The 21,719-nt window shown below is 41.3% G+C and carries 23 protein-coding genes and 1 other RNA gene; 17 read left to right on the top strand and 7 right to left on the bottom strand.

Translation table 11 applies throughout. The features are described from left to right. Positions 1 to 93: 93 nt before the first annotated feature. The 3 genes from MKZ03_RS09285 to MKZ03_RS09275 all read right to left on the bottom strand — a co-directional run bounded on the left by MKZ03_RS09285 (position 94) and on the right by MKZ03_RS09275 (position 4,366). Positions 94 to 915: a superoxide dismutase gene (locus MKZ03_RS09285; protein ID WP_060596547.1), complete on the bottom strand. Its 822-nt coding sequence runs from the start codon at positions 913 to 915 to the stop codon at positions 94 to 96. After that, a complete protein-coding gene (locus MKZ03_RS09280) occupies positions 908 to 2,779 on the bottom strand; it encodes a terpene cyclase/mutase family protein (RefSeq protein WP_341031638.1) in 1,872 nt (623 codons plus the stop codon). Before MKZ03_RS09280 ends, MKZ03_RS09285 begins: the two co-directional genes overlap by 8 nt. A 102-nt stretch (positions 2,780 to 2,881) precedes the next feature. Further along, positions 2,882 to 4,366 (bottom strand): aldehyde dehydrogenase family protein, encoded by a 1,485-nt coding sequence (locus MKZ03_RS09275; RefSeq protein WP_307499773.1) that lies wholly within the window; start codon positions 4,364 to 4,366, stop codon positions 2,882 to 2,884. A 213-nt stretch (positions 4,367 to 4,579) separates the two neighbouring features. On the opposite strand from MKZ03_RS09275, the gene MKZ03_RS09270 reads away from it, so the two are divergent. From MKZ03_RS09270 to MKZ03_RS09235, 8 genes are all read left to right on the top strand, one after another. Continuing rightward, the gene (locus tag MKZ03_RS09270; RefSeq protein WP_012010250.1) at positions 4,580 to 4,792 is read left to right on the top strand and encodes a DUF6501 family protein; all 213 of its coding nucleotides are present in this window, start codon (positions 4,580 to 4,582) and stop codon (positions 4,790 to 4,792) included. Between the two features lie 49 nt (positions 4,793 to 4,841). Then, a complete protein-coding gene (locus tag MKZ03_RS09265) occupies positions 4,842 to 4,979 on the top strand; it encodes a DUF4025 domain-containing protein (RefSeq protein WP_223249850.1) in 138 nt (45 codons plus the stop codon). Positions 4,980 to 5,426: 447 nt separating this feature from the next. Beyond that, positions 5,427 to 5,765: a PH domain-containing protein gene (locus MKZ03_RS09260; RefSeq protein ID WP_024422682.1), complete on the top strand. Its 339-nt coding sequence runs from the start codon at positions 5,427 to 5,429 to the stop codon at positions 5,763 to 5,765. A 172-nt stretch (positions 5,766 to 5,937) separates the two neighbouring features. Then, the gene (locus MKZ03_RS09255; RefSeq protein WP_060596544.1) at positions 5,938 to 6,585 is read left to right on the top strand and encodes an SDR family oxidoreductase; all 648 of its coding nucleotides are present in this window, start codon (positions 5,938 to 5,940) and stop codon (positions 6,583 to 6,585) included. Positions 6,586 to 6,676: 91 nt separating this feature from the next. Continuing rightward, a complete protein-coding gene (locus tag MKZ03_RS09250; protein WP_307499770.1) occupies positions 6,677 to 7,177 on the top strand; it encodes a TraR/DksA family transcriptional regulator in 501 nt (166 codons plus the stop codon). A gap of 132 nt (positions 7,178 to 7,309) precedes the next feature. Beyond that, positions 7,310 to 7,495, top strand: a non-coding RNA gene (gene ssrS / locus MKZ03_RS09245) — 6S RNA. Positions 7,496 to 7,628: 133 nt separating this feature from the next. Continuing rightward, positions 7,629 to 9,410 (top strand): DNA helicase RecQ, encoded by a 1,782-nt coding sequence (gene recQ, locus MKZ03_RS09240; RefSeq protein WP_341031634.1) that lies wholly within the window; start codon positions 7,629 to 7,631, stop codon positions 9,408 to 9,410. Positions 9,411 to 9,667: 257 nt separating this feature from the next. Next, a complete protein-coding gene (locus MKZ03_RS09235) occupies positions 9,668 to 10,459 on the top strand; it encodes a LysM peptidoglycan-binding and 3D domain-containing protein (protein ID WP_340972875.1) in 792 nt (263 codons plus the stop codon). Positions 10,460 to 10,612: 153 nt separating this feature from the next. Here MKZ03_RS09235 and MKZ03_RS09230 read toward each other — a convergent pair whose 3' ends face one another. Next, positions 10,613 to 11,125 (bottom strand): GNAT family N-acetyltransferase, encoded by a 513-nt coding sequence (locus tag MKZ03_RS09230; RefSeq protein ID WP_060596695.1) that lies wholly within the window; start codon positions 11,123 to 11,125, stop codon positions 10,613 to 10,615. A 198-nt stretch (positions 11,126 to 11,323) separates the two neighbouring features. On the opposite strand from MKZ03_RS09230, the gene MKZ03_RS09225 reads away from it, so the two are divergent. The 4 genes from MKZ03_RS09225 (at position 11,324) to prpB (ending at position 15,543) form a co-directional block, all read left to right on the top strand. Further along, entirely contained in the window at positions 11,324 to 11,863 is a 540-nt protein-coding gene (locus tag MKZ03_RS09225; RefSeq protein WP_003215636.1) for a DUF420 domain-containing protein, read from the top strand. A 168-nt stretch (positions 11,864 to 12,031) separates the two neighbouring features. Continuing rightward, positions 12,032 to 13,174 carry a citrate synthase gene (gene mmgD / locus MKZ03_RS09220; RefSeq protein ID WP_307499767.1) on the top strand — a complete coding sequence of 381 codons (1,143 nt, stop codon included), beginning with the start codon at positions 12,032 to 12,034 and terminating at the stop codon, positions 13,172 to 13,174. 2 nt (positions 13,175 to 13,176) lie between these two features. Continuing rightward, positions 13,177 to 14,613, top strand: coding sequence for a bifunctional 2-methylcitrate dehydratase/aconitate hydratase (locus tag MKZ03_RS09215; protein WP_307499766.1), 1,437 nt, complete (start codon positions 13,177 to 13,179; stop codon positions 14,611 to 14,613). Positions 14,614 to 14,625: 12 nt separating this feature from the next. After that, positions 14,626 to 15,543 carry a methylisocitrate lyase gene (gene prpB / locus MKZ03_RS09210; RefSeq protein WP_341031633.1) on the top strand — a complete coding sequence of 306 codons (918 nt, stop codon included), beginning with the start codon at positions 14,626 to 14,628 and terminating at the stop codon, positions 15,541 to 15,543. 34 nt (positions 15,544 to 15,577) lie between these two features. On the opposite strand, the gene MKZ03_RS09205 is transcribed toward prpB, so the two are convergent. Both MKZ03_RS09205 and MKZ03_RS09200 read right to left on the bottom strand, forming a co-directional pair. Beyond that, positions 15,578 to 16,240, bottom strand: coding sequence for a lysozyme family protein (locus tag MKZ03_RS09205; protein WP_034660911.1), 663 nt, complete (start codon positions 16,238 to 16,240; stop codon positions 15,578 to 15,580). 97 nt (positions 16,241 to 16,337) lie between these two features. Beyond that, positions 16,338 to 17,663: an APC family permease gene (locus MKZ03_RS09200; RefSeq protein WP_034660910.1), complete on the bottom strand. Its 1,326-nt coding sequence runs from the start codon at positions 17,661 to 17,663 to the stop codon at positions 16,338 to 16,340. A gap of 186 nt (positions 17,664 to 17,849) precedes the next feature. On the opposite strand from MKZ03_RS09200, the gene czrA reads away from it, so the two are divergent. Beyond that, positions 17,850 to 18,179 carry a Zn(II)-responsive metalloregulatory transcriptional repressor CzrA gene (gene czrA, locus MKZ03_RS09195; RefSeq protein ID WP_007500691.1) on the top strand — a complete coding sequence of 110 codons (330 nt, stop codon included), beginning with the start codon at positions 17,850 to 17,852 and terminating at the stop codon, positions 18,177 to 18,179. Between the two features lie 32 nt (positions 18,180 to 18,211). Here the strand turns inward: czrA and MKZ03_RS09190 are convergent, their stop codons facing one another. Beyond that, positions 18,212 to 18,736, bottom strand: coding sequence for a mother cell-specific membrane sporulation protein (locus MKZ03_RS09190; RefSeq protein ID WP_066030776.1), 525 nt, complete (start codon positions 18,734 to 18,736; stop codon positions 18,212 to 18,214). A 118-nt stretch (positions 18,737 to 18,854) separates the two neighbouring features. Here MKZ03_RS09190 and MKZ03_RS09185 point away from each other — a divergent pair, with 118 nt between their 5' ends. From MKZ03_RS09185 to MKZ03_RS09170, 4 genes are read left to right on the top strand one after another with little or no spacing between them, the layout of a single operon-like run. Next, positions 18,855 to 19,787 carry a helix-turn-helix transcriptional regulator gene (locus MKZ03_RS09185; protein WP_034660908.1) on the top strand — a complete coding sequence of 311 codons (933 nt, stop codon included), beginning with the start codon at positions 18,855 to 18,857 and terminating at the stop codon, positions 19,785 to 19,787. Between the two features lie 54 nt (positions 19,788 to 19,841). Continuing rightward, positions 19,842 to 20,315: a GyrI-like domain-containing protein gene (locus tag MKZ03_RS09180; protein ID WP_307499764.1), complete on the top strand. Its 474-nt coding sequence runs from the start codon at positions 19,842 to 19,844 to the stop codon at positions 20,313 to 20,315. A 37-nt stretch (positions 20,316 to 20,352) separates the two neighbouring features. Then, positions 20,353 to 21,072, top strand: coding sequence for an MBL fold metallo-hydrolase (locus MKZ03_RS09175; protein ID WP_307499763.1), 720 nt, complete (start codon positions 20,353 to 20,355; stop codon positions 21,070 to 21,072). A 3-nt stretch (positions 21,073 to 21,075) separates the two neighbouring features. Continuing rightward, a complete protein-coding gene (locus MKZ03_RS09170) occupies positions 21,076 to 21,648 on the top strand; it encodes a TetR/AcrR family transcriptional regulator (RefSeq protein ID WP_307499762.1) in 573 nt (190 codons plus the stop codon). The last annotated feature ends 71 nt before the right edge of the window (positions 21,649 to 21,719 follow it).

Genomic DNA, 21,719 nt, shown 5'->3' with positions numbered 1-21,719 from the left:
CCATTCTTTATAAAGGCGATCATAATAAAATTATGTAAACTAAATTGAATTAAAAACCCCCCATATAAGCATTTGCCTATATGGAGTATCGTCTTAAAAAGGGGTCCATTTCACTTGCTGAGCTTGCTTTAGTCGTGCTTCTGGCTCACGCCAGTCAACGACATTCCACCAACGGTCTACATATTGTGCTTTTTCATTCAGATATTGCAGATAGTAGGCATGTTCCCATACGTCAAGAGCTAGAAGAGGGATCACATCCCATTGTGATAGAAATTGATGGCGTTCGGCTTGTAAAATCTCTAATCGTTGAGATCTTGGTGCCCATACAAGAATGGCCCAGCCAACACCTTCTACTTGTTTGGCTGCAGCTGAAAATTGGGATTTGAATGCATCATAGCTTTCAAATGATTGTTCAATGAGACGCAGCATTTGACCAGTGGGCTTTCGTTTTCCTGAAGGACTCATAGAAAACCAAAAAATGCAATGTAAATAGTGTCCCGCACCATTGAAGGCAAGCTCCCGTTCCCAATGCTTGATCATTTTAAAATCATTGGTTCTTCTCGCTCTTTTTAAGGCAAGCTCAGCTTGGTTCAGACCATCAACATATGATTGATGATGCTTCTGGTGATGCAAATACATAATCTCTTTTGAAATAAACGGTTCTAGTGCATCATACCGGTAAGGGAGCGGAGGTAATTTATGGTCGCCAGCTGCCACATCCCGCATTGCTTCTAGTGGTTTCATATCCTCTGCAATACTTTCTGCCAATTCGTACCACTCTTCTTCACTGGAATATTCATCATTCATGATGAACGATAAATGTTCTGTTTTCTGACGGATGTTGTCATCTTGAACTGCACCTTGAATGGAGCTAAGCCAATCTTTAAGCTGCATGCGATATTCTTCCTTATTCATTTTTACGCCTCATTTCTTCTAAAAATGTGGAACAAGCCATCATTGGAAAGACAAATGGATAGCTATGATAGGTGATGTAAAATTGCTTTGGAAGACCAATGCCTACTGGATAGTGCAAGGCTTCAATCGAGTGCTGATGAATCAAAAATGAGATGGCTTTTAATATTGTTGTGTGATCCGGCTTCTCATATTGTAAAAGTGCCTCAGCAGCCCAAGCCGTTTGAACCACTGTTCCAAATGGGAGCGGGACATATCTTTTTACCTCTGCACTTTTACACGATTCTCCGAAGCTGCCATCTTCCAATTGAATTGTTTTTAAAAATCGACACGCTTTTTGAACAGCAGGATGCGATGAGGGAATGCCAGCAGCCTTTAGTCCTGTTAATGCAGCCCAGGTTCCATAAATATAGCAAACACCCCATCTGCCAAACCATGATCCGTTGTTCTCTTGATGATCAAGAAGCCATTTTACGCAATGATCTTTTTGCCTTTGCATGAGTGGTGACATGTTGTTCTCTTCAAGACCGATGAGATGAAGCACACGACCTGTAATATCAGGAGTAGATGGGTCAATGGCCGCATCCTCAGCAGATTCGAGCGGGAGATGACGAAGCAAGAAGTGATCTTGATTTTTTTCAAAAGCAGAAAAGCCGCCATCACGGTTTTGCATGGAAAGAAGCCAATCAAACCCTCGTTTCCACTGAACGGGTGCGTAGGTGTGAGGAATGGCTTTTAACACAATTTGCGTATCATCACAATCAGGATTATTTGTGTTCAAATCTGAAAAACCAAAGCCTCCCGGAGCCGCATGCCGGTTATGAATCGCCCAATCTGCTTTCTTCATTTGCTGCCGGTTCAATAAGTACGTAAAAGACTTTTCGATAACTGGATCTTCTTGAGTTCTGCCTGCTCGCTGAGAAGCATAACTGACAAGCGCTGTATCCCAAACTGTGGATGTAGAATTCTCAGCATATTTCCTGCCCCCACAGTCAGTGACTAGCTTTTTGATCCCTTTAACTGCTTTTAAAATGAGACGATGGCCAGGAGAGTATCCAAGACTCATGAGTGCATAGACCATAAAAATACTGGCACTTAAATAGCTGTACAGCGTACCATCTTTTTCAAGTCGGTCAAACATATATCGCTTCGCTGCCTCATACCCGAAAAAGTCGAGGCGGCTGTCGAGTGCTGTATACGACCTCATGTACGCTAGAAAGTGGTGAGTGGAACGTTCTTCTCTTGCCATAAACCAGTCAAAAGGATTTTTAGACATGTTCGCATCAAGATGTGCTAAGCTTGGAAACTGTTCATGAGAGGTATATCGTTTGTTGAGTGCAATCATCATTGGGACAAAATGAATTCTTGCATATGCACTAAGATGATAGAAGTGCAGCGGAAAGTATGTAGGGATGAGTAAAAATGAAAGTGGCGCATAGAAGTATGGCCAAGGGTGCATGCCATTGACGGCAAGCATCCACTTTGTCATAAAATGAACGTCTTTTAATCCGCCTTTTGATCGAATAAAGTGTGCTGCTTTTTCCATATGCGGCTCATCTTGTTGAAACCTGCCTGAAACAAGCATTCCACAATAGCCTTGCACAGTCGCTGTTACATGTCCCGATTGATCATGATACAAAGAAAAAGAACCATCCTCATTTTGCTTTTCGCGAATTGCTTCTGCCAATTGATGAACGAGTGCCTGGTCCGAATCACCGACAGCCTTTAACAGCATAATCAAAAAAGCATTTGTCATCATTGGGCCTTCAAAGCAGAAGACAAAAGCGCCATCTTCTCGTTGTCTGCGTAGCATTTGCATGTGCAATTCATCAATAAATTCGTTTACTTTCGTTTTGAAATCTTGCATATTCGGCCTTGCTCCTTTCCTTTATTACTATATTCAGGAGCCTGCCTGTCACATGCAATCACAAAAAAGCCGATGACATGGTCACCGGCTTTATAGGCGTCATTAGTCTTGGAGATTAATCCATACACTTTTGACTTCTGTATAGTTGTTAAGGGCGTATGATCCCATTTCTCTGCCAAGACCTGATTGCTTGTATCCTCCAAATGGGGATGCAGCATCAAAGACATTATAGCAGTTGACCCAAATCGTGCCTGCTTCAAGACGTGCAGCAATATCATGGGCATGCTTTAAGTTTTCTGTCCAAAGTCCTGCGGCTAATCCATAATCAGACTGGTTGGCTCTTTCGACCACTTCATCAATGGAATCGTAAGGAATCGCAGATAAGACAGGACCGAAGATTTCTTCTTTTGCGATGGTCATGTCATCTTCTACATCTTTAAAAACAGTAGGGGAGACAAAATAGCCAGCCTCATAAGGGCAATCGCCACCGACAACGGCTGTTGCACCTTCTGATTTACCCTTTTCAATATAGCCTAACACGCGCTCGTGCTGTTCTTTACTTACAAGAGGTCCGATTTGCGTATCTTGATGAAGACCAGCGCCTTGCTTGAGGGATGTCGCATATTTGGCCATTTGATCGACAACCTCATCATATTGGCTCCGGTGAACAAAGACCCTAGAACCTGCAGAGCACACCTGGCCTTGGTTAAACATGACACCATTTAGAGCACCTGGAATGGCTTTCTTTAAATCGGCATCTGGCAAAATAATATTAGGTGATTTTCCGCCAAGTTCTAATGTGACCCTCTTAATGGATTTGGCTGCTTTCTCCATAATGAGTTTCCCAACACTTGTTGACCCCGTGAAGGCAAGCTTGTTTACATCAGGGTGATCGGTTAATGCGTTCCCAGCTGTTTCACCAAATCCAGGAACGATGTTAATCACACCTTCTGGGAAGCCGGCTTTATCCACTAATTCAGCTAAATAAAGAGCAGAGAGGGGTGTTTGTTCTGCTGGTTTTAAAACGATGGTGCAGCCAGTTGCAAGTGCAGCACCCATTTTCCACATGGCCATGAGCAGCGGGAAGTTCCAAGGAATGATTTGTCCTACAACGCCAACAGGCTCATGACGGGTATAATTAAAGTACCCTTGACTGACAGGAATGGTTTGTCCGCTTATTTTGGTCGTCCAGCCCGCATAATAGCGCATATGCTCAATGGCGAGAGGGATATCTGCATTTGTTGTTTCATTAATTGGTTTTCCGTTATCTAATGTTTCAAGCTGTGCGAGCTCTTCTTGGTTTTCTTCCATTAGATCGGCAAGCTTGAACATGAAGCGGGCGCGTTCAGCGGCAGATATTGAGCGCCATGGGCCTTGAAAGGCTTTTTTGGCAGCCTTTACTGCTTCATCAATGTCTTTTGCACCTGCTTCATATACATCAATAAGGGTTTCACCTGTGGCTGGGTTAGGGGTCGAAAAGGTTTTGTTATCGTGACTTGTGACAAACTGACCATTAATGTAGAGTTTTTTCGTCCCTTGGAGAAAAGATTCGAGTTTTGAACTAATTTGAAGTGTTGTAGAGCTCATAAATAAACAAACCTCCTTAAAGATATGGATTGTTCTGCGAGTTCTAGGTGGAAAAGCGGATCTGAAGCAAAGGAACCAGTATACGCACACGTATGTAAACGTATACATTCATCATATTACACGACATGTTTGAAAGCAATCCATAACACTCATTGCATTTCATGAAAAATTGGCTACAATAAATATATAGATGAAAAAAGGAGTTTTTAAATCATGATCCATCAAAACTGGCAAACGGCTCAAACGTTAAAGCAAGTAAAATGTATACATACGAATGCGAAAAAATATATGGTCGATCGTGCACTAACGGTTGGAAGCACATATGAAGTGAAAAATGAGACAGAAGAATTCCTGTTTGTCGTTGATAATACAGGTAAAGTAGGCGGGTATTATAAAGAGTATTTCGAAGACATTTCTGCTGAATGATTTTAGTGATCATCACTCATACTAAGAAAAACAGTAAAGGGTGATGATGATGAAAAAGAAGCAAACAGACGAGCAGAATAATCAAAATGCTTGGCATGATCACGAAGATGCTGATATGGCGATTACGCTTGAGCAGATTTCCGATGTATATGCCGAGGGAACCATTGATACACCAAAAGACGAATAGTCCAGATTGTTGACAAAGTGCTAAAATGATCTTTATTTTAGCACTTTGTCTTCTTTTTCAGCGTGACATGAAAACCTTTGCGGTCTAGGAAGGACGAGTACCGGAGCTGAGCGAATTTGACATTCGTGAGCACCGGCGCGCAGGACTGACAAAGAATGCGAGGGTTTGTCTACACGCTGACAGTGATTTGAAAAAATCACTGTTTTTTTATTGGTAACATTCAGCAATTTTTCTCAAAAAGAATTGAAACTTTTTTCCTGCTTTAACTGTCTAAATAAGTAGAGGAAAGAGCATCGAATCAAAAAGAAAAAGTTAAATGAAATTTAATCTATTCGTAATGGAATAACGACCATTTATAGCGTATTCTATAAGTGAGAATAAAACGTACCCACAGAGCGTGCGTCCGTTTTTTCATAAAGGAATTTGATGGAGGAAGAGGGGGTTTACGTGGGTATTTTTTCTGTCAGTAAACAAAATGATAAGAAATTCGAATCCTTACTAATTGAAGGGGAAAGAATTGAGGCTGTTTACAGACTGCGTCACGACCAAATTTGTTTCACCAATAAACGACTGATCTTTGGCGATAACCGCGTATTTTCTAAGAAGAAAGTCAGGGTCTCCTTGCCGTATCGATCAATTGAAAGTTTTGCCATTCAAGAAGCTGGCGTGTTTGATCAGGACACAGGTATGCTGCTTGTCACAAGCTCAAAAGTATTTGAACTCGATTTTTCGAAAGAGACGGATTTGAGTGATGTGCAAGCCATTTTGACAAAACATCTTTGCTGATCAACCTTGCGATTACATAGATCATGCACTTTTCTCATTCTACTTATTTTAATAGATCGCACATTGCCTGAGCTCTTACCCATATTTTCTGGGAAGGGCTTTTTTTGTTTAGGTGTTTGAATGATAGCAAAAAAGGATAAAGATGAAACAGATACAGAAAGGAGAATGAACAATGAAAGTATTAGTTGCTGGAGCAAATGGACATACAGGCAGGCTCGTCATTCGTTATTTAAAAGAAAAAGGACATGAGCCGCTTGCTCTCATTCGAGATGAAAAACAAGCGGATGCGCTAAAGGAACTTGGTGCAGCGCCTGTCATCGGTGATCTTGAAAAGGATGTGACAGATGCTGTGAAACAAGCAGATGCTGTCATCTTTGCAGCTGGTTCAGGCTCAAAAACAGGTGCAGATAAGACGATTGCAGTGGATCAAGAAGGTGCAAAACGCCTTGTCGACACAGCGAAAAAAGAAAACATTCAGCATTTTGTTATGCTGAGTTCCTATAATGCCGATGATCCAAACCAGGGAAAAGGGCAAGGAAGTATGGAAATTTATTATGAGGCGAAAAGAAAAGCAGATGAACACTTAAAACAGTCTGGGCTTTCCTATACCATCGTCCGTCCAGGCGCCTTGCTGCATGAGGAAAAGACAGGAAAGATTGAAGCTGCGGAGCATATTCCCGATAATCAGAACATTGAGATTTCAAGAGAGGACGTAGCCGCTGTACTTGTGGAAAGCTTAACAGAATCCAATGTGAAAAATAAATCCTTTGACTTGATTAAAGGGGATAAACCAGTAGAAGAAGCACTTCGTACTCTGTAAGAGAAGAAAGCTGCTGCCAAAAAGGCGGCGGCTTTTTTGATGTTTTCAATTCCCTTGCAGCGGGAAGGTAATGAGAAAGGAGTGATTGAACGTGGGCTTAACGAAAGAACAAAAAGCTGATTTATACGAAAGATTGAATCAATTAAAAGAAGATGTGAAAGGATCAAAAAAGAAAGAAGAATCTATGCTAAGTGAATCCAGCGAGATTTCAAATGGTGTTGGGAACCATATCGCTGATCATGGGAGCATCTATTTAGACCGCATGACAGAACAAACGCTGGATGAAGTTGATGGCCAGCTTGAAGATGAAATTGATGCAGCACTGAAACGAATGGAAGACGGATCATATGGGATATGTGAGAAAACAGGGAAAGATATTCCATATGAACGTTTAAAAGCAGTCCCGTATACACGTTATTCAATCGATGTGAAGAAAAACGAAGAAACCACTCAAGACCCAAACGAGTTTGACCGTAATTTCTCTGATCAAATGCGTGATTTAACAAATAGAGAAACAATGGATCAGATGCATTCAGATACGTATGAGCGATTAGAGGAAGAGCAGGATGTTGACATAGACGAAGAAAAATAGGATAATAAGTTGAAGTTACATTTTTTCAGAATAATGTTTTCTTATGTGTGCAAGGACAAATATCTTGTATACATAAGTATTTCTTAGAAAAAAGATCTCTTGAAATTTAATAAACTTTCGTGTAATATAGTTTAAAGGCTGCGATGCGCGTAATGTTAATTAAGTTTTAACCTTTAAGCTGTAATAGGGAGTTTTATATTGAAGCCGGAATGTCATGCCTCCTTAGAGAGGAAGACAGGAACGTTTCTGCAAACACCCACTTTGAGGAGTGGTGGTTTAAAACTTTCTTACTTAGATTACGGCATCCGCAGCTTTTCCTAGGATGATTCAAGCCATTTTCCATTTCGGAAAATGGCTTTTTATTTTGTGAAAATGCGAAATTGGACAGATCGCCTGTAGAGGCAAGAATATATGTTAAAATGGACAAAACTAATGACGGAGAGGGAATTGGATGTTAGAACAAGCAGAAGCACTCCTGAAACAATACTATGGCTTTGATGTCTTTAGAAAAGGACAGAAACAAGCCATTGAAGCGATTGTAAATAAACAAAAGGATACTGTCTGCATTATGCCGACAGGCGGAGGGAAGTCAGTTTGCTATCAGATCCCTGCCCTCATGATGGAAGGTACAACGATCGTTGTATCTCCGCTTATTTCTTTAATGAAGGATCAGGTCGATGCGTTAAATGAGATGGGAATACGTTCTTCCTTTTTAAACAGCACACTTTCCGCAGCTGAAATGAATGAAAGGCTGAAAAAATGCGAAAATGGGGAATATGAGCTGCTTTATATCACACCTGAACGCTTACAAAATGAACGTTTTTTTCAGCTGCTGGATCGGTTAACGATCCCTTTAATCGCGATTGATGAAGCGCACTGTATATCTGAGTGGGGGCATGATTTTAGGCCAAGTTATCGCTTCATTCAAGAATGCTTGAACAAGCTGTCAAAAAGACCGGTGATTGTCGCATTAACAGCTACAGCGACGAAAAAGGTCCACCAAGATATATGTGAACAGCTTGGCATGAACGGAGAAGAAACCATCTTTACTGGGTTTGCTAGAGAAAATTTGTCCTTTCAAGTGATCAAAGGGGAAAATAGTGACCGTTTTATCACACAATATATGAAGAAAAACAGTCTTGAGTCTGGCATTATTTATACAGCAACTCGTAAAGAAGCGGATAACATTTATAATCGACTAAAAAAACAAAAGATCAAAGCTGGCGTTTATCATGGCGGTTTGGATGACCATACGAGAGAAGAGCAGCAAAACCTGTTTTTAAATGATGACATCCAGGTTATGGTCGCTACATCAGCATTTGGCATGGGAATCAATAAGTCGAATGTACGTTTTGTGATCCATCATCAAATTCCAAGGGATATTGAAAGCTACTATCAAGAAGCTGGGCGTGCCGGCAGAGACGGGCTTGAAAGTGAATGCATTTTACTGTTTTCACCACAAGGCGTAAGAGTGCAGCGCTTTCTCATTGAGCAGTCAACAGAAGATGAGACGCGCTACCAACATGAGCTGCTTAAATTAAGGCAAATGGTTGATTACTGTCATACTGAGCAATGTCTGCAGCAATTTGTGATGGACTATTTTGATCAAACAGCTAGTTCGCCTTGCGGTAAATGCAGCAACTGCCTTGATGAAAGAGAGCGTGAAGAGGTCACAAGAGAAGCACAGATGGTGTTATCTTGTACAGTGAGGATGAATGAGCGATTCGGTAAAATGATGATAGCCCAAGTACTGGCAGGCTCTAAAAACAAAAAAGTGCTTGAGCTAGGTTTCGACCGTCTCCCTACATATGCTTTAATGAAACAACATTCGGCTCAGCAAATCAGTGACTTCATTGAATTTTTAATTACAGAAGAGTATTTGCACATGTCTGAAGGTGCTTACCCAACACTTAAGGTGACCCATAAAGGGAAGAAAGTGTTAGTTGGACAAGAGACAGTGTATAAAAAGCAGGCGATCAAAGCAGAGGCCATTCAAGAAAATGATGCATTATTTGAGCGATTGAGATCGCTGAGAATGAAGCTAGCTAGAGAGCAAGGCGTCCCGCCATTTGTTGTATTTTCTGATCAAACATTGAAGGAAATGTCAGCTGTAGAGCCTCAAACAGATGATGAATTACTCCAAATTAAGGGGATTGGCGCTCAAAAAAGAGAGAAATACGGAGATGTTTTTTTAGAAGAAATTCGTTTATTTATAGAAAAAGAGAAAAAATAAAGTGTTTAAAGAAGAAAAATAAATTTTTTTTCGCTGCACTTGGACACGTTTTCATCAGGTCGTTTTCGATCCTTTTAAAACCTTGATATGGCGGGGAATCAAGCCGTTTTGTGGTCTGATTTACCAATGGAGAGAGATGTTTCATGTAAAGGAACTGTAATCTAAAACATATCGTTTTGTTATTGAAATGACATTTACATATGTTACGATAGCACTCGTTAGCCGCCATAAAAAGCTAACAAGGGAGGATTTACTTTATGAAGAAGACTATTATGTCCTTGGTTGCTGTTGCAGCAATCTCAACAACAGCATTTGGAGCGCAGCAAGCTTCTGCAAAGGAAATCACTGTACAGAAAGGTGATACACTTTGGGGAATCTCTCAAAAAAATGATGTGTCTCTAAAAGACCTAAAGGGTTGGAACAATTTATCTACTGATATGATCTATGTAGGTGATAAATTGACAATCTCTTCAAAAGAGAAAACTCAGGAGCAGTATAAAGTCCAGAAGGGGGACAGCCTCTGGAAAATCGCTCAAAAATTCAATGTGTCAATTAGCGATATTAAGTCTTGGAATAACTTAAACTCAGATATAATCATGGTTGGTTCAACACTAAGTGTTGCTGGCCAAAGCTCGGCTCCGGTAAGCTCAGAACCTGTTCAAAAACAGGAACCTGTCCAAAAAGAGCAAACAACGAAAAAAGCTGCTCCTAAAAAGGAAACAGCTAAAGCAGAATCATCTTCTGCTAGTCAGAGTGTACAAAAAGAAATGACTGTTACGGCTACGGCTTATACAGCAAATGATGGTGGCATCTCAGGTATCACTGCAACAGGGGTAAACTTAAACAAAAACCCAAACGCAAAAGTTATTGCAGTAGATCCTAGTGTCATTCCATTAGGAAGTAAGGTTTATGTTGAAGGCTACGGTGAAGCCATCGCAGCAGATACTGGCGGCGCAATTAAAGGTAACAAAATTGATGTACATGTACCAAGCAAATCCCAAGCGCAAAATTGGGGCGTAAAATCAGTCAAAGTAAAAGTACTTAACTAGTAAACAATTGTTTTTTTTGAAGAAAGCATCAGGTGGCGGCCTGATGCTTTTATTATACCCTTTTTTTGGTCAAAAATACACATATTTTTCTGAAAAGTTTGCATTTTCGACAAAAAGCAGCGCATATCTTATGATACACGCTGGTTTTTGTCGTTAGCTGTCCACCCAATAAATTTCTCCGCTTTGTTCTTTCCAATTGATTTGAACATCAAATTGATGCTTTTCATAAAAATGAATCAAGCGATCCACGTGATTCCAGTCCCTTTTGACGAGGTCGCCAGTAATCACTGGTATGTTCTGCTCTCTTGCGATTTCTTTTAAATGCTTCATACAGATGGAGCCGTACCCATTATCTGGCGGGCCTTTAATATCGGCAATATGAATCTTTCCTTCTTCAGGATATTCCGCAATTAAGGAAAAATCAGATTGTCCGCGAAAAGCTTTTTCACAATCGCTCAACATAATTTTACATGTATCTGCACTTTCAATGGCAGAGACGATCATCCACTCATCTTCTTTCGCTTGATCGATGCCAATGATTTTTGCTTTTTTCGAAATATCTTTCATATTTTCTTGCATTCGATACATTTGGAACTGCAATTGCTGTAATTCTTGCTCTAACGTCTTCACATCTTTGGCTGTTTCCTGTAAGATTGACAAGTCCATTACTCCTTTCATATCAGAAATGATAAAAATCACATAAATTCCAATTCTAAAGGAAGTGGATGGATCTTTCAAGCCGTTAGAACGCCTGCAACCCTTAAGTTTGTCTAAAATTCGACGAAGACAGCGAATTCATTGACTTTATAGAGAAAGTTAAATAACATACTCTTAGTCGGAACTAATAAAGAGAGGTTTTCAAACATGAACGAACAGAATCAAAAACCGAAAAATTTCACTGGTATTGTGATCATTTTAACAATTGCCATAAACGGATTAATCGCTTTATTATTTTTAATGCCAAAATCAGATAAATTTAGTCATCTGGATATTACATTTTTGCCGTTACTTAATGCCGTGATGAACAGCTTTACGTTTATCTTTTTACTTTCAGCACTCATCATGATTAAACAAAAGAACATTAAAGCGCATAGACGATTTATCTTTGCTGCATTTTCAACGACACTTGTCTTTTTAATTTCGTATGTGACATATCATTCAATGGCAGCTGATACCCATTTCGGAGGAGAAGGGATCATCCGTCCAATTTACTTCTTTATTTTAATCACACATATCGTCTTATCAGCTGTAATTGTACCGCTTGCCCTAATTACTCTTTTTAGAGGCGCACAGATGCAAGTCGAGCGTCACCGTAAAATTGCCCGCTGGACAATGCCGCTATGGCTTTATGTCAGTCTCACTGGCGTCATTGTGTATATGATGATTTCTCCATACTACAGCTAACGTATGCCCAACTGGACATACGTTCTTTTATTTACAAGAGGCAGTGCTTTGGATAAAATGGGAATTGGGTATCCGACTTGCACGGTATCTTCCCATCTATAGACTCACATCATTTCTGGCCGTTTGCTCGTTTGGAGAACAACAATTGAACGAAACGGGGGTTATATGATGACTGAACAACTGCAGTATAAACCGGGGCTTGAAGACATTGTGGCAAGCGAAACGTCTATCTCATACTTAGATGTGCAGCAAGAAGAAATTGTAATTCGCGGGTATGACCTCATCGAGTTGGCACAAAAAAAGACCTATTTAGAAACAGCCTATCTGCTTATTTATGGAAGATTACCAGATACCATGGAATATCACCAATTTCAGCAAGACATTTCCTCACAAACCAACTTACATCCAACCATTCAAACCATTTTAACAAAGCTGCCAAAAACCACTCATCCTATGGATGCCATGAGAACGTGCATATCTGCTCTTAGTGGGTACGATGATGCATTACATGATCGATCAGAAGCGTGCCAGCAAAGGCGTGCTGTTCGATTACTCGGCCAGCTGCCGGCCATTGTTGCTGGAAGCTATCATATTCTCACAAAAGACGCCGCTATTTCTCCAGATCAGACCAAATCCTACACTGAAACCTTTTTAGCCATGCTCACAGGACGTACTCCAACACAAGACGAAATCACCGCTTTTGACCAAACACTCACATTATATAGTGAACATGAACTGCCTAATTCAACGTTTGCCGCTAGAGTCATCGCATCCACCCATTCTGACATGTATGGTGCTTTTACTGGAGCGATTTCTTCATTAAAAGGTGACTTGCACGGGGGAGCGAATGAAGCTGTCATGCACATGCTTCTCGAAGGAAAAACAACGGAAGGATTCCTTGCGCTGATTGAACGAAAATTAGCCGCAAAAGAAAAAATGATGGGCTTTGGCCATAGGGTATACATGAGAAAAATGGACCCAAGAGCCGCTCTTTTAAAACGATCATTGAAAACGCTTACGGAATCAAAGGGAGATACAACGCTTTATGACATGTGTGCAGCAGGCGAGGCATACATGAAAGAGAAGAAAAACCTCTATCCGAATCTTGATTATTACGCCGCACCTATTTATTACGTGCTCGGGATTCCAATTTCACTTTATACACCGATTTTCTTTGCTGCTAGAGCCAGTGGATTAGCAGCCCATGTTATTGAACAGCATTTGCATAATCGCATTTTTAGACCGAGAGTCCGGTATTTAGGACCAAGAGGATTAAAAGTCTCAGATGATGATAGAAAAACGGGGGAATGAACATGAATAAAACAGCAGTCGCCAATCAAACGGATCAGCTATTAGAAGAAATCGCAGCCTATGCAGTAGACGGGGAAATTACGAGCAAAGAAGCCATTGAAACAGCGCGGTATGTACTGATAGACACACTCGGCTGCGGAATGCTGGCGCTCAATTTTCCGGAATGTACGAAGCATCTTGGCCCCATCGTACCTGGTACCGTTGTGCCTAACGGAGCAAGAGTTCCAGGCACTTCGTTTGTGCTAGATCCTGTTCAAGCGGCTTTTGATATAGGCTGTATGATTCGCTGGTTAGATTATAATGACACGTGGCTTGCAGAGGAGTGGGGACATCCGTCAGATAACTTAGGCGGAATATTAGCTGTAAGTGATTATATCAGCAGAACGCGGCTTGCAAACGGTGAAGAGCCGCTTTCGATGAATGACGTACTGCATGCGATCGTCAAGGCACATGAAATTCAAGGTGTGCTCGCTTTAGAAAATTGTCTGAACCGAAATGGCTTGGATCATGTGTTATTTGTCAAAGTGGCAACAAGTGCTGTTGTGTGTGCATTGCTTGGCGGAACAAAGGAAGACGTGCAGCATGTTTTATCGCAAGCGTTTGTTGATAATTCTCCGCTTAGGACGTATCGCCACGCCCCAAACACAGGATCAAGGAAATCGTGGGCAGCGGGTGATGCAACAAGCCGCGGGGTAAGACTGGCAATGATGACACTAAAAGGGGAAATGGGCTATCAAACGCCGCTCAGTGCTGAGAAGTGGGGCTTTGAAGATGTTCTTATGCAAGGAAAATCTCTCACACTCGCTCAGCCGCTAGGATCATACGTCATAGAAAATGTGCTTTTCAAAATTGCTTATCCTGCTGAGTTTCATGCCCAGACGGCTGCAGAGGCCGCTATGATGCTGCATGACGCTGTAAAAGATCGATTAGATGAAATAGACCGGGTAGAGATTACAACACATGAATCAGCGATTCGGATTATTGATAAGAAGGGGCCACTGTATAACCCAGCAGACCGCGATCATTGCTTGCAGTATATTACCGCGATTGGATTGATCTATGGTGAGCTGACAGCTGACCATTATGAAGAAGAAACGGCGCGAAATCCGGCCATTGATCGTCTCCGGGATCAAATGGTTGTCAAAGAAGATAAACGTTATACAGCAGATTATTTAAATCCGAAAAAGAGATCAATAGCAAACTGTGTGCAGATCTTCTTTAAAGACGGGACGATGACAGACCGAATCGAAATTGAATATCCACTTGGTCATCGCAGAAGAAGGCAGGAAGGCATTCCGCTGCTTGAAAAGAAATGGCTCTATCATTTGAAGACGAGATTTCCACAAAAACAAGTGGATCAAATTGTGTCACTCTGTCAAAATCCAAATCAATTAAAAACAACAACCGTACCATCATTTATGGACCTATTCGTCATATAAGGGGGAACTAGTGTGTGGATCGTGAATGATGAATCAAGTCAAGCAGATTTAGCCGCAGCCTTTAAAGAACAAATGCACAAATCATCTTTATTTCAAATCCCAGGCGTTCACGATGGAATGTCTGCGCTTTATGCAAAAAAAATGGGCTTCCAAGGGCTCTATTTATCTGGCGCCGCTTTTTGTGCCAGCAAAGGACTGCCTGATCTCGGCATGATCCATTCAACGGAAATGGCTGAAAAAGCGAAGGAAATCATTCGAGCTTCTCAGCTGCCGCTTTTGGTAGATATGGATACTGGCTATGGCGGCGTATTGAATGCTGCAAGGGCGGCCAAAGAAATGGTAGAGAGCAAGGTGGCAGCTGTTCAAATTGAAGATCAGCAAATGCCAAAAAAATGCGGACATTTAAACGGAAAGTCGCTCGTTCCAGTAGAAGAGATGATCGCGAAAATCAAAGCCATCAAACAAGCGGCACCAACGCTTTTGGTGATTGCAAGAACCGATGCAAAGTCTGTAAACGGGATGGAGGATGTCATCCGCAGAGGCAATCTTTATCTCGAAGCAGGAGCTGATGCTATTTTTCCTGAGGCGCTCATTACAGCTGAAGACTTCACGCATGCGTCAAGCAGCATAAAAGGACCTCTTCTTGCAAATATGACGGAGTTTGGTAAGACACCTTATTATCATGCAGACGAATTTTCGATGTTTGGATTTCAGATGGTCATATACCCTGTGTCATCACTTAGAGTCGCTGCAAAAGCGTATGAGCGTTTATTTACAGAAATCATGGAGAAGGGGACGCAGCAAGGAATGCTGAAGGACATGCAAACGAGAAAAGAGCTGTATGAAACGATTCAATATGATGAATATGAGGAAATGGATCAGCATTTAGCGAAAACGATCCTGCCGGAAATCGGGAAAGAACAGCCATAAAATGAAAAGCACTTCCTAAACGGAAGTGCTTTTTTTACGATGATGGTGTGGATGATGAAGCCAATTTCATCTTTTCTTCAACTGTTTTCGTTTTTTCTTTTACTTTTTCAGCATAAGTGAAATCACCGTAGCAATACGGATAGCGGAAGTTATCTTTGTTGCCTCCGCACGTATAGACTTCGGGGTTTTGTTTCACTTGCTTTTTGGAGTATTGCTTTGCCAATTTCTCGGAATGTTTTCCCCCGTTTTTTGCAACAAAATCAATATAGCCGATTCCCATATTATAGCTTTGAATAATGGTTTCCAAATCAACGCCTTTTTTCTTCCCATGCTTGTACATAGTAGAAAAATGATGGACTCCTTGTCTAATGCTTTTCTGAGGGTCATTGATTTCATTTCGTTTCAAACCAAGAGATTCAGAGGACTGCATTGGATCTCCGCCTCTACCTTTTGATTCTTGATACATCATACCGAGGATTAACGCGGTATATTGATCTAAATCTTGATCTCTTAGCTCTGTTTCTACAAGCGGCTTGTAATCATCCAATCTCGACAAAACAATTGATTCCGTATCAATCGGCAGCTTTTTTAATTCCTTTTGATTAAAGGACATGACAATGGCTGCTAATACGAAAACAAACAGAAAAATCGTGAAGCAGCCTGAAATGGCAAAACATCCTGTTTTTTTCTTTTTCAAGGTCAGTTCACCCCTGTTTTGCCCCGCTTTTAAAAGGGAAGTACAGCCTTTTTATTATGCCATATCCTGCACAGGATACCAAGTGAAAACCTTATAATCAATCATACCCAAATGTAAATTCGGGTCTTGTTTTCAGTCTGTAGCAGAAATAAACAAAACCGATAATCAGCCAAAGCATACCAATGATTAATGCATTTGTACTGATGCTCGTTAACAGCCAAATACAAAAGGCCGTCCCGCACAGAGGGATCAATGCGTATCTCAATGTATTGAGTACACCTCTTTGTTTTTGTCTGACGAAATAGTACGCAAAAACAGACAAGTTCACAAAAGTGAATCCAATCAACGCGCCGAAGCTGATAAAGGAATAAATGACTTCAAGTTCGCCAACGACTGCGGTTAAGGAGAAAGCACCAATTAATAAAATATTAAAAACAGGAGTTTTTAATCTCGGATGAATATATCCGAAGAAACGCTTCGGTAACGACTCATCTCTACCCATTGCATATAACAGCCTTGCTGCACTTGCATGTGACGATAAGGAAGAAGAGATGACAGCGACCATTGTGCCAGCTAAAAAGAACGAGTGGAGAAATGCGCCCCCCACAAATTCCGCAATTTCAAGTGAGGCAGCATCGGGATGCTTGAACTGTTGAAAATTTGGAAATACCTGCTGCAAAAAATAAGACGTCAAGGTAAACAGTACGCCTCCAATGGCGACGGTTAAGAAGATGGCAAGTGGGATCGTCTTTTTTGGCTTAATGGTTTCCTCAGACATGGTCGAAATTGCATCAAATCCTAGAAACGAAAAACATAAAATGGTCGCTCCTGAAAAAATAAGCGCTGGTTCTAAGCTCGCTGAATAAAAAGGCCGGGCGGACAATAATTCTCCACTTCCAGCGTTTTGTGTGAGCCCATAAATAACAAACCCAACAAAAGTGACGGCGACAATGACCTGGAAGGTCACAAATAGTGCCGTGATGTTGGCTGTAAGCCGAATACCGATTACATTGACAGTCGTTATGGCGATAGCAAGTATGATGATCCAAATGTAATGAGGTACATCAGGAAAGGCTGCGGTTAAATAAGCACTTCCGATCGCAAAATTCACCATAGGCAAAAATAAATAATCCAGTAAAAGTGTCCAGCCCACAAGGAAGCCGACATGAGGATGAATACTTTTTTGCGCATATGTATAAGCAGATCCTGCTTTTGGAAAAGCCTTCACCATATTCCCATAGCTAAGCGCTGTCAATAGTAATGCAAGTAACGTAAATATATAAGCTGCAGCGACGTGTCCTTTCGTCAGCTGAGCAACAATGCCGTATGAATCAAATACGACAAGTGGATCCATATAAGCAAGCCCGATCACAACAAGTGGAAAGACAGTCAGGCTGCGTTTTAGTCTTGGCTCTTCAGTCAATTTGCCTATCAGCTCCTCTAAAAAAATGAATAAATAATGCTCATTTTAAAAAGAATGCTACCAAGTGTCAATGCTATTTGAGTAAATCTTTTTTCTAAAGTGTGCCCGCTTTGCATGCCGGACGTTTTGGTATATGATGATACAGAGAATAAGTCGTGATTTGACGGACAAGAAAGGTGAAGCAAAATGAAGGAAGAACTGAATACAAATCAAGAACAGGAACGGATGGAGCTGGATGAAGAAAGTCTATTTCTTGTCTCCCAAACCTTTAAAGCTTTATCTGATCCGACTCGTATTCGAATTCTGCACCTGCTGTCTCAAGGTGAACACTCGGTAAATGATATAGCAGAAACACTGAATCTCATGCAATCAACCGTTTCTCATCAGCTGCGCTTTTTAAAAAACCTTCGTCTCGTGAAATCTAGACGAGCAGGGACCTCGATTTTTTACAGCCCTGAAGATCAGCATGTGATGGAAGTGCTTGAACAGATGATTCACCATGCACAGCACGATTGATAAAAAACCTTCCTACGCCTATAGGAAGGTTTTTATGCATGATGCACATGTGTCGATCGTTTACTTGCTTTCATCATGTGATAAGAAAAAACAACATAGTAAGCAGCTAAAAGAAAAAAGCTGAGCATGGTCATCGCATCATCGCTCACGATATGCTGATATAGTTCAACGACACTGATCTTGGTCATCGAATGGTTTGTCAGCTCAACCAGCTTAAAACTAAGCCTGGATAAAAACAAACATAAAATGAAGCTTTCAATCCATTTACTCGTTTTCATATACAGCCGGCCATTTTCTTCTTTCATTCGAATCGTCTGATAGGCATGAATAGCCAGGCTGCTTCCAAAAAGCATGCCAATAGCGGCATAGATGAAGATACTGTGATTTTGCCATCCTTCTGATAGGAGAATAAGGGCAGAGAGACCAAAGATATACATTCTCATCAAAAGACTGATGGGGCGTACAAGCTGATAGCGTCTCATTCGATTCATTCGAATCATGATGCAGATCAACATAATGCTCCCAATCATGAACAACTGCCACACGTTATGTGTCATGATGCAACCTCCTCCTGCACGTGCAGGGATGTAAACGAATGCTGGCTGTTACTTATCTTTACCATTCTTTCTTTTTTTATCAAAACAAAACCTACATTTATGAAAAAGAGGAAAAGTCATGAAAATCGACCGCATTTTATCTATTGTGATGCTGCTCATTAGCAAGAAGCAGGTACAGGCGAAAGATCTTGCTGAACTCCACGAAGTGAGCGTGAGGACCATTTATCGTGATATTGATACCATCAACCAAGCGGGAATCCCTATTGTGACAACCCAAGGAGCAGGTGGAGGCATTTCACTTGTTGAGGACTATCGTTTAGAGAAAAAATTATTTACTGATGATGACATCGAGGTCATTTTAACAGCCCTCGAAAGCATGACGAGTGCGTACTCCTTTAAAGAAAGTGAGCATGTACTGAAAAAAATCAAATCGCTCATTCCCACGCATACGGGTGAAAGTGAAAAACAGCATCATGTCTTCATTGATTTAAGCTCCTGGGGAAAAGACAGCCAGGCTGAGCAGAAGCTCCAGCTCATCCATACAGCTGCCTCAGCGCACCAATATATTCAGTTCACCTATCGCAATGCGAAAGGCGAAACACTTCCACGCAAAGTGGAGCCTTATACGCTTGTTTTAAAAGGAAGGCATTGGTATTTGTATGCGTTTTGTTGTGTGAAAAAAGCTTTTCGTCTGTTCAAGCTGACCAGAATGACGGGTCTTGTCACCATTTCAGGATATTTCCAACCGAAAAGAATCAAAAACGAAGAGAAGCCTTGGAATGACTCTTGGCAAGAACAACCATCGGTCAGCTCTGTCACGCTCAGGTTAACGGAAGCATCAGTGGGCAAAGTGAAGGAATGGGTGGATGAGAACGAATTGAACGTATGTTCAGACGGAAGCTATCTTGCCACCATCACTGTACCTCAAGATGATTGGTTAAATAGTTTCCTATTCCATTTAGGTCCAGATGTCGACATTCTTTCCCCGAAGCATGTCAAAGAAGCGTTTGATCTCCAGTTGAAACAATTTCTCAAACGAATGGAAACTTGACACAATGTTGTCAGGTTTCTTTTTATATGATAGAAAAAAAGGAGATGAGAATGTATGTACGATATCGTGACATTAGAGAAACAATGGATGAAAGGGTTGTCTGTTCGAACAACAAACGAAATGGAGCTGACAAAAGAGCGGAAGATTGCACCTCTTTGGCAGCAATTTTTTGCGCAGCAGCTGCACGGGGGACAAGCGCCCGTCATAGGGCTGTATTCAGATTATGAAAAAGATGAGCAAGGCTCTTATTTATTCACAGCGGGACACTTTGTGGATCAGCACTTAGAACATGTAAAAGAGATTCCCTCGTCCACGTACGCAAGATTTCGAACGAGAAAGGGGCCGATTGAAGAAGTTGTGCTTGAAACATGGCAGCAGATTTGGAATTGGGATCAGCGTTATTTTCGCACATATACAGGGGATTTTGAATGGTACGATGAAAGGTCTATTGATCCAAAAGAAGCGCAAATCGATATTTATATTGCGGTCGATGAAAAAATAGTTGCTAAAACTAATAGTATTAGTTAATATAAAACTAACAACATTAGTTTTAGGGGGACACTTGATGAGATTGACAACTTTTGACCGTCTGCACCAGCTCACATTGATGCCGCGATTATTTCCGGTAAATTGTTATGTATTTGAGGAAGAGAATGGGCTCATCTTAATTGATGCTGCTTTAAAAATGGCAGCAAAGCCGATCATCGAATTTGCCCGTCAAAAGAACAAACCCATACACAAAATTATTCTCACCCATAGTCATATGGATCATATAGGCGCATTAGATGAAGTGAAAAAAGTTTTTCCAGAGGCAGTCGTCTATTTATCAAAACGCGATGCCCGCCTATTTGAGGGTGACTTATCCTTGCTTCCTGGCGAACCCCAGCAAAAAATCAAAGGCAGTTTTTCGAGAAATATTCACACAAAACCGGATGTGCTTGTCGAAGAAGGAGATGAGATTGGGCCGCTGAAAGTCATTGCGACACCAGGGCACACACCTGGCAGCATTTCCTTATACGATGGAAGGTCAGGAGTTGTGATTGCGGGGGATGCCCTTGTAACAAAAGGCGGCTTATCAGTAACGGGTGAATTTCGCTGGACCTTCCCGTTCCCGGCCTTTGCTACATGGGATGCAGAAACCGCACTCAATAGCGCCGAAAAATTACTGGCACTTCGCTTATCCTGTCTTGCTACAGGACATGGCGATCTCATCATAAAACCTCATGAAAAGCTGCAAGCTGCCGTTCGTAAAAGGCAGCAGCAGCTGAAGAAAGGGGAGCAGTAAATCGTGTCTCCAAGAATGGGTATCACGCAAGAAAAAATTATGGATACAGCAGCTGCATTTGTTGATGAAGAGGGGTTTTCTGCATTGACCATTGCTACATTGTCTAAAAGGCTGAACATCAGACCGCCTTCCCTTTATAATCACGTATCCGGTCTTCATGAGATTCAGGCGGCACTCGCAGTAAAAGGGCTGTCCATGCTTTGTGAAGAAGGCATACACGTAACAGAGGGGTTGGATAAAGAAGAAGCTGTTTTAGCCTTCGCCAGGCAGTATGTTGAATTTGTCCGGGAACATCCAGGTCTCTATGAAGCTGCCTTTTTACATATGGATGAGAAAAAAGTAAGAAGCGAGGCAGAGCGCCTTGCTGAATTTGTCCAATCCATCATGTCCCGCTTTGGTGTAAAAGAAGAAGAGATGACACATGTGGTAAGAGGACTAAGAAGCTTATTGCACGGCTTCGGTGATATTTCAAATAAAAAGGGATTTCAACGAAAAGAACAGCTTGAAGACAGTGTGAGCTATGCGGTCAGGCTTTATATCTCAGGTGTGTTGCAAAAAGAAGATCTGTCTCATTGACAGGTCTTTTTTTTGCAGTGAATAGATATCTTAAAGAGGCGTCCGTCTTGAACCATTTTTTTGACAGAAAA

It is taken from the genome of Bacillus sp. FSL R5-0431 (assembly GCF_038002985.1).
Classification (GTDB): domain Bacteria; phylum Bacillota; class Bacilli; order Bacillales; family Bacillaceae; genus Bacillus.
Note: the sequence above shows the minus strand (reverse complement) of the source record. Positions and strands in the feature narration are given on the sequence as shown.

What these genes read in the sequence shown, in the direction of transcription:
- MKZ03_RS09190 (WP_066030776.1), bottom strand. Translation starts at nt 18,736, where the DNA reads ATGACACATAACGTGTGGCAGTTGTTCATGATTGGGAGCATTATGTTG.
- MKZ03_RS09175 (WP_307499763.1), top strand. Translation starts at nt 20,353, where the DNA reads ATGAGATTGACAACTTTTGACCGTCTGCACCAGCTCACATTGATGCCG.
- mmgD (WP_307499767.1), top strand. Translation starts at nt 12,032, where the DNA reads ATGACTGAACAACTGCAGTATAAACCGGGGCTTGAAGACATTGTGGCA.
- MKZ03_RS09185 (WP_034660908.1), top strand. Translation starts at nt 18,855, where the DNA reads ATGAAAATCGACCGCATTTTATCTATTGTGATGCTGCTCATTAGCAAG.
- MKZ03_RS09230 (WP_060596695.1), bottom strand. Translation starts at nt 11,125, where the DNA reads ATGGACTTGTCAATCTTACAGGAAACAGCCAAAGATGTGAAGACGTTA.
- MKZ03_RS09215 (WP_307499766.1), top strand. Translation starts at nt 13,177, where the DNA reads ATGAATAAAACAGCAGTCGCCAATCAAACGGATCAGCTATTAGAAGAA.
- MKZ03_RS09180 (WP_307499764.1), top strand. Translation starts at nt 19,842, where the DNA reads ATGTACGATATCGTGACATTAGAGAAACAATGGATGAAAGGGTTGTCT.
- recQ (WP_341031634.1), top strand. Translation starts at nt 7,629, where the DNA reads ATGTTAGAACAAGCAGAAGCACTCCTGAAACAATACTATGGCTTTGAT.
- MKZ03_RS09285 (WP_060596547.1), bottom strand. Translation starts at nt 915, where the DNA reads ATGAATAAGGAAGAATATCGCATGCAGCTTAAAGATTGGCTTAGCTCC.
- MKZ03_RS09255 (WP_060596544.1), top strand. Translation starts at nt 5,938, where the DNA reads ATGAAAGTATTAGTTGCTGGAGCAAATGGACATACAGGCAGGCTCGTC.
- MKZ03_RS09225 (WP_003215636.1), top strand. Translation starts at nt 11,324, where the DNA reads ATGAACGAACAGAATCAAAAACCGAAAAATTTCACTGGTATTGTGATC.
- MKZ03_RS09280 (WP_341031638.1), bottom strand. Translation starts at nt 2,779, where the DNA reads ATGCAAGATTTCAAAACGAAAGTAAACGAATTTATTGATGAATTGCAC.
- czrA (WP_007500691.1), top strand. Translation starts at nt 17,850, where the DNA reads ATGAAGGAAGAACTGAATACAAATCAAGAACAGGAACGGATGGAGCTG.
- MKZ03_RS09265 (WP_223249850.1), top strand. Translation starts at nt 4,842, where the DNA reads ATGAAAAAGAAGCAAACAGACGAGCAGAATAATCAAAATGCTTGGCAT.
- MKZ03_RS09235 (WP_340972875.1), top strand. Translation starts at nt 9,668, where the DNA reads ATGAAGAAGACTATTATGTCCTTGGTTGCTGTTGCAGCAATCTCAACA.
- MKZ03_RS09270 (WP_012010250.1), top strand. Translation starts at nt 4,580, where the DNA reads ATGATCCATCAAAACTGGCAAACGGCTCAAACGTTAAAGCAAGTAAAA.
- MKZ03_RS09275 (WP_307499773.1), bottom strand. Translation starts at nt 4,366, where the DNA reads ATGAGCTCTACAACACTTCAAATTAGTTCAAAACTCGAATCTTTTCTC.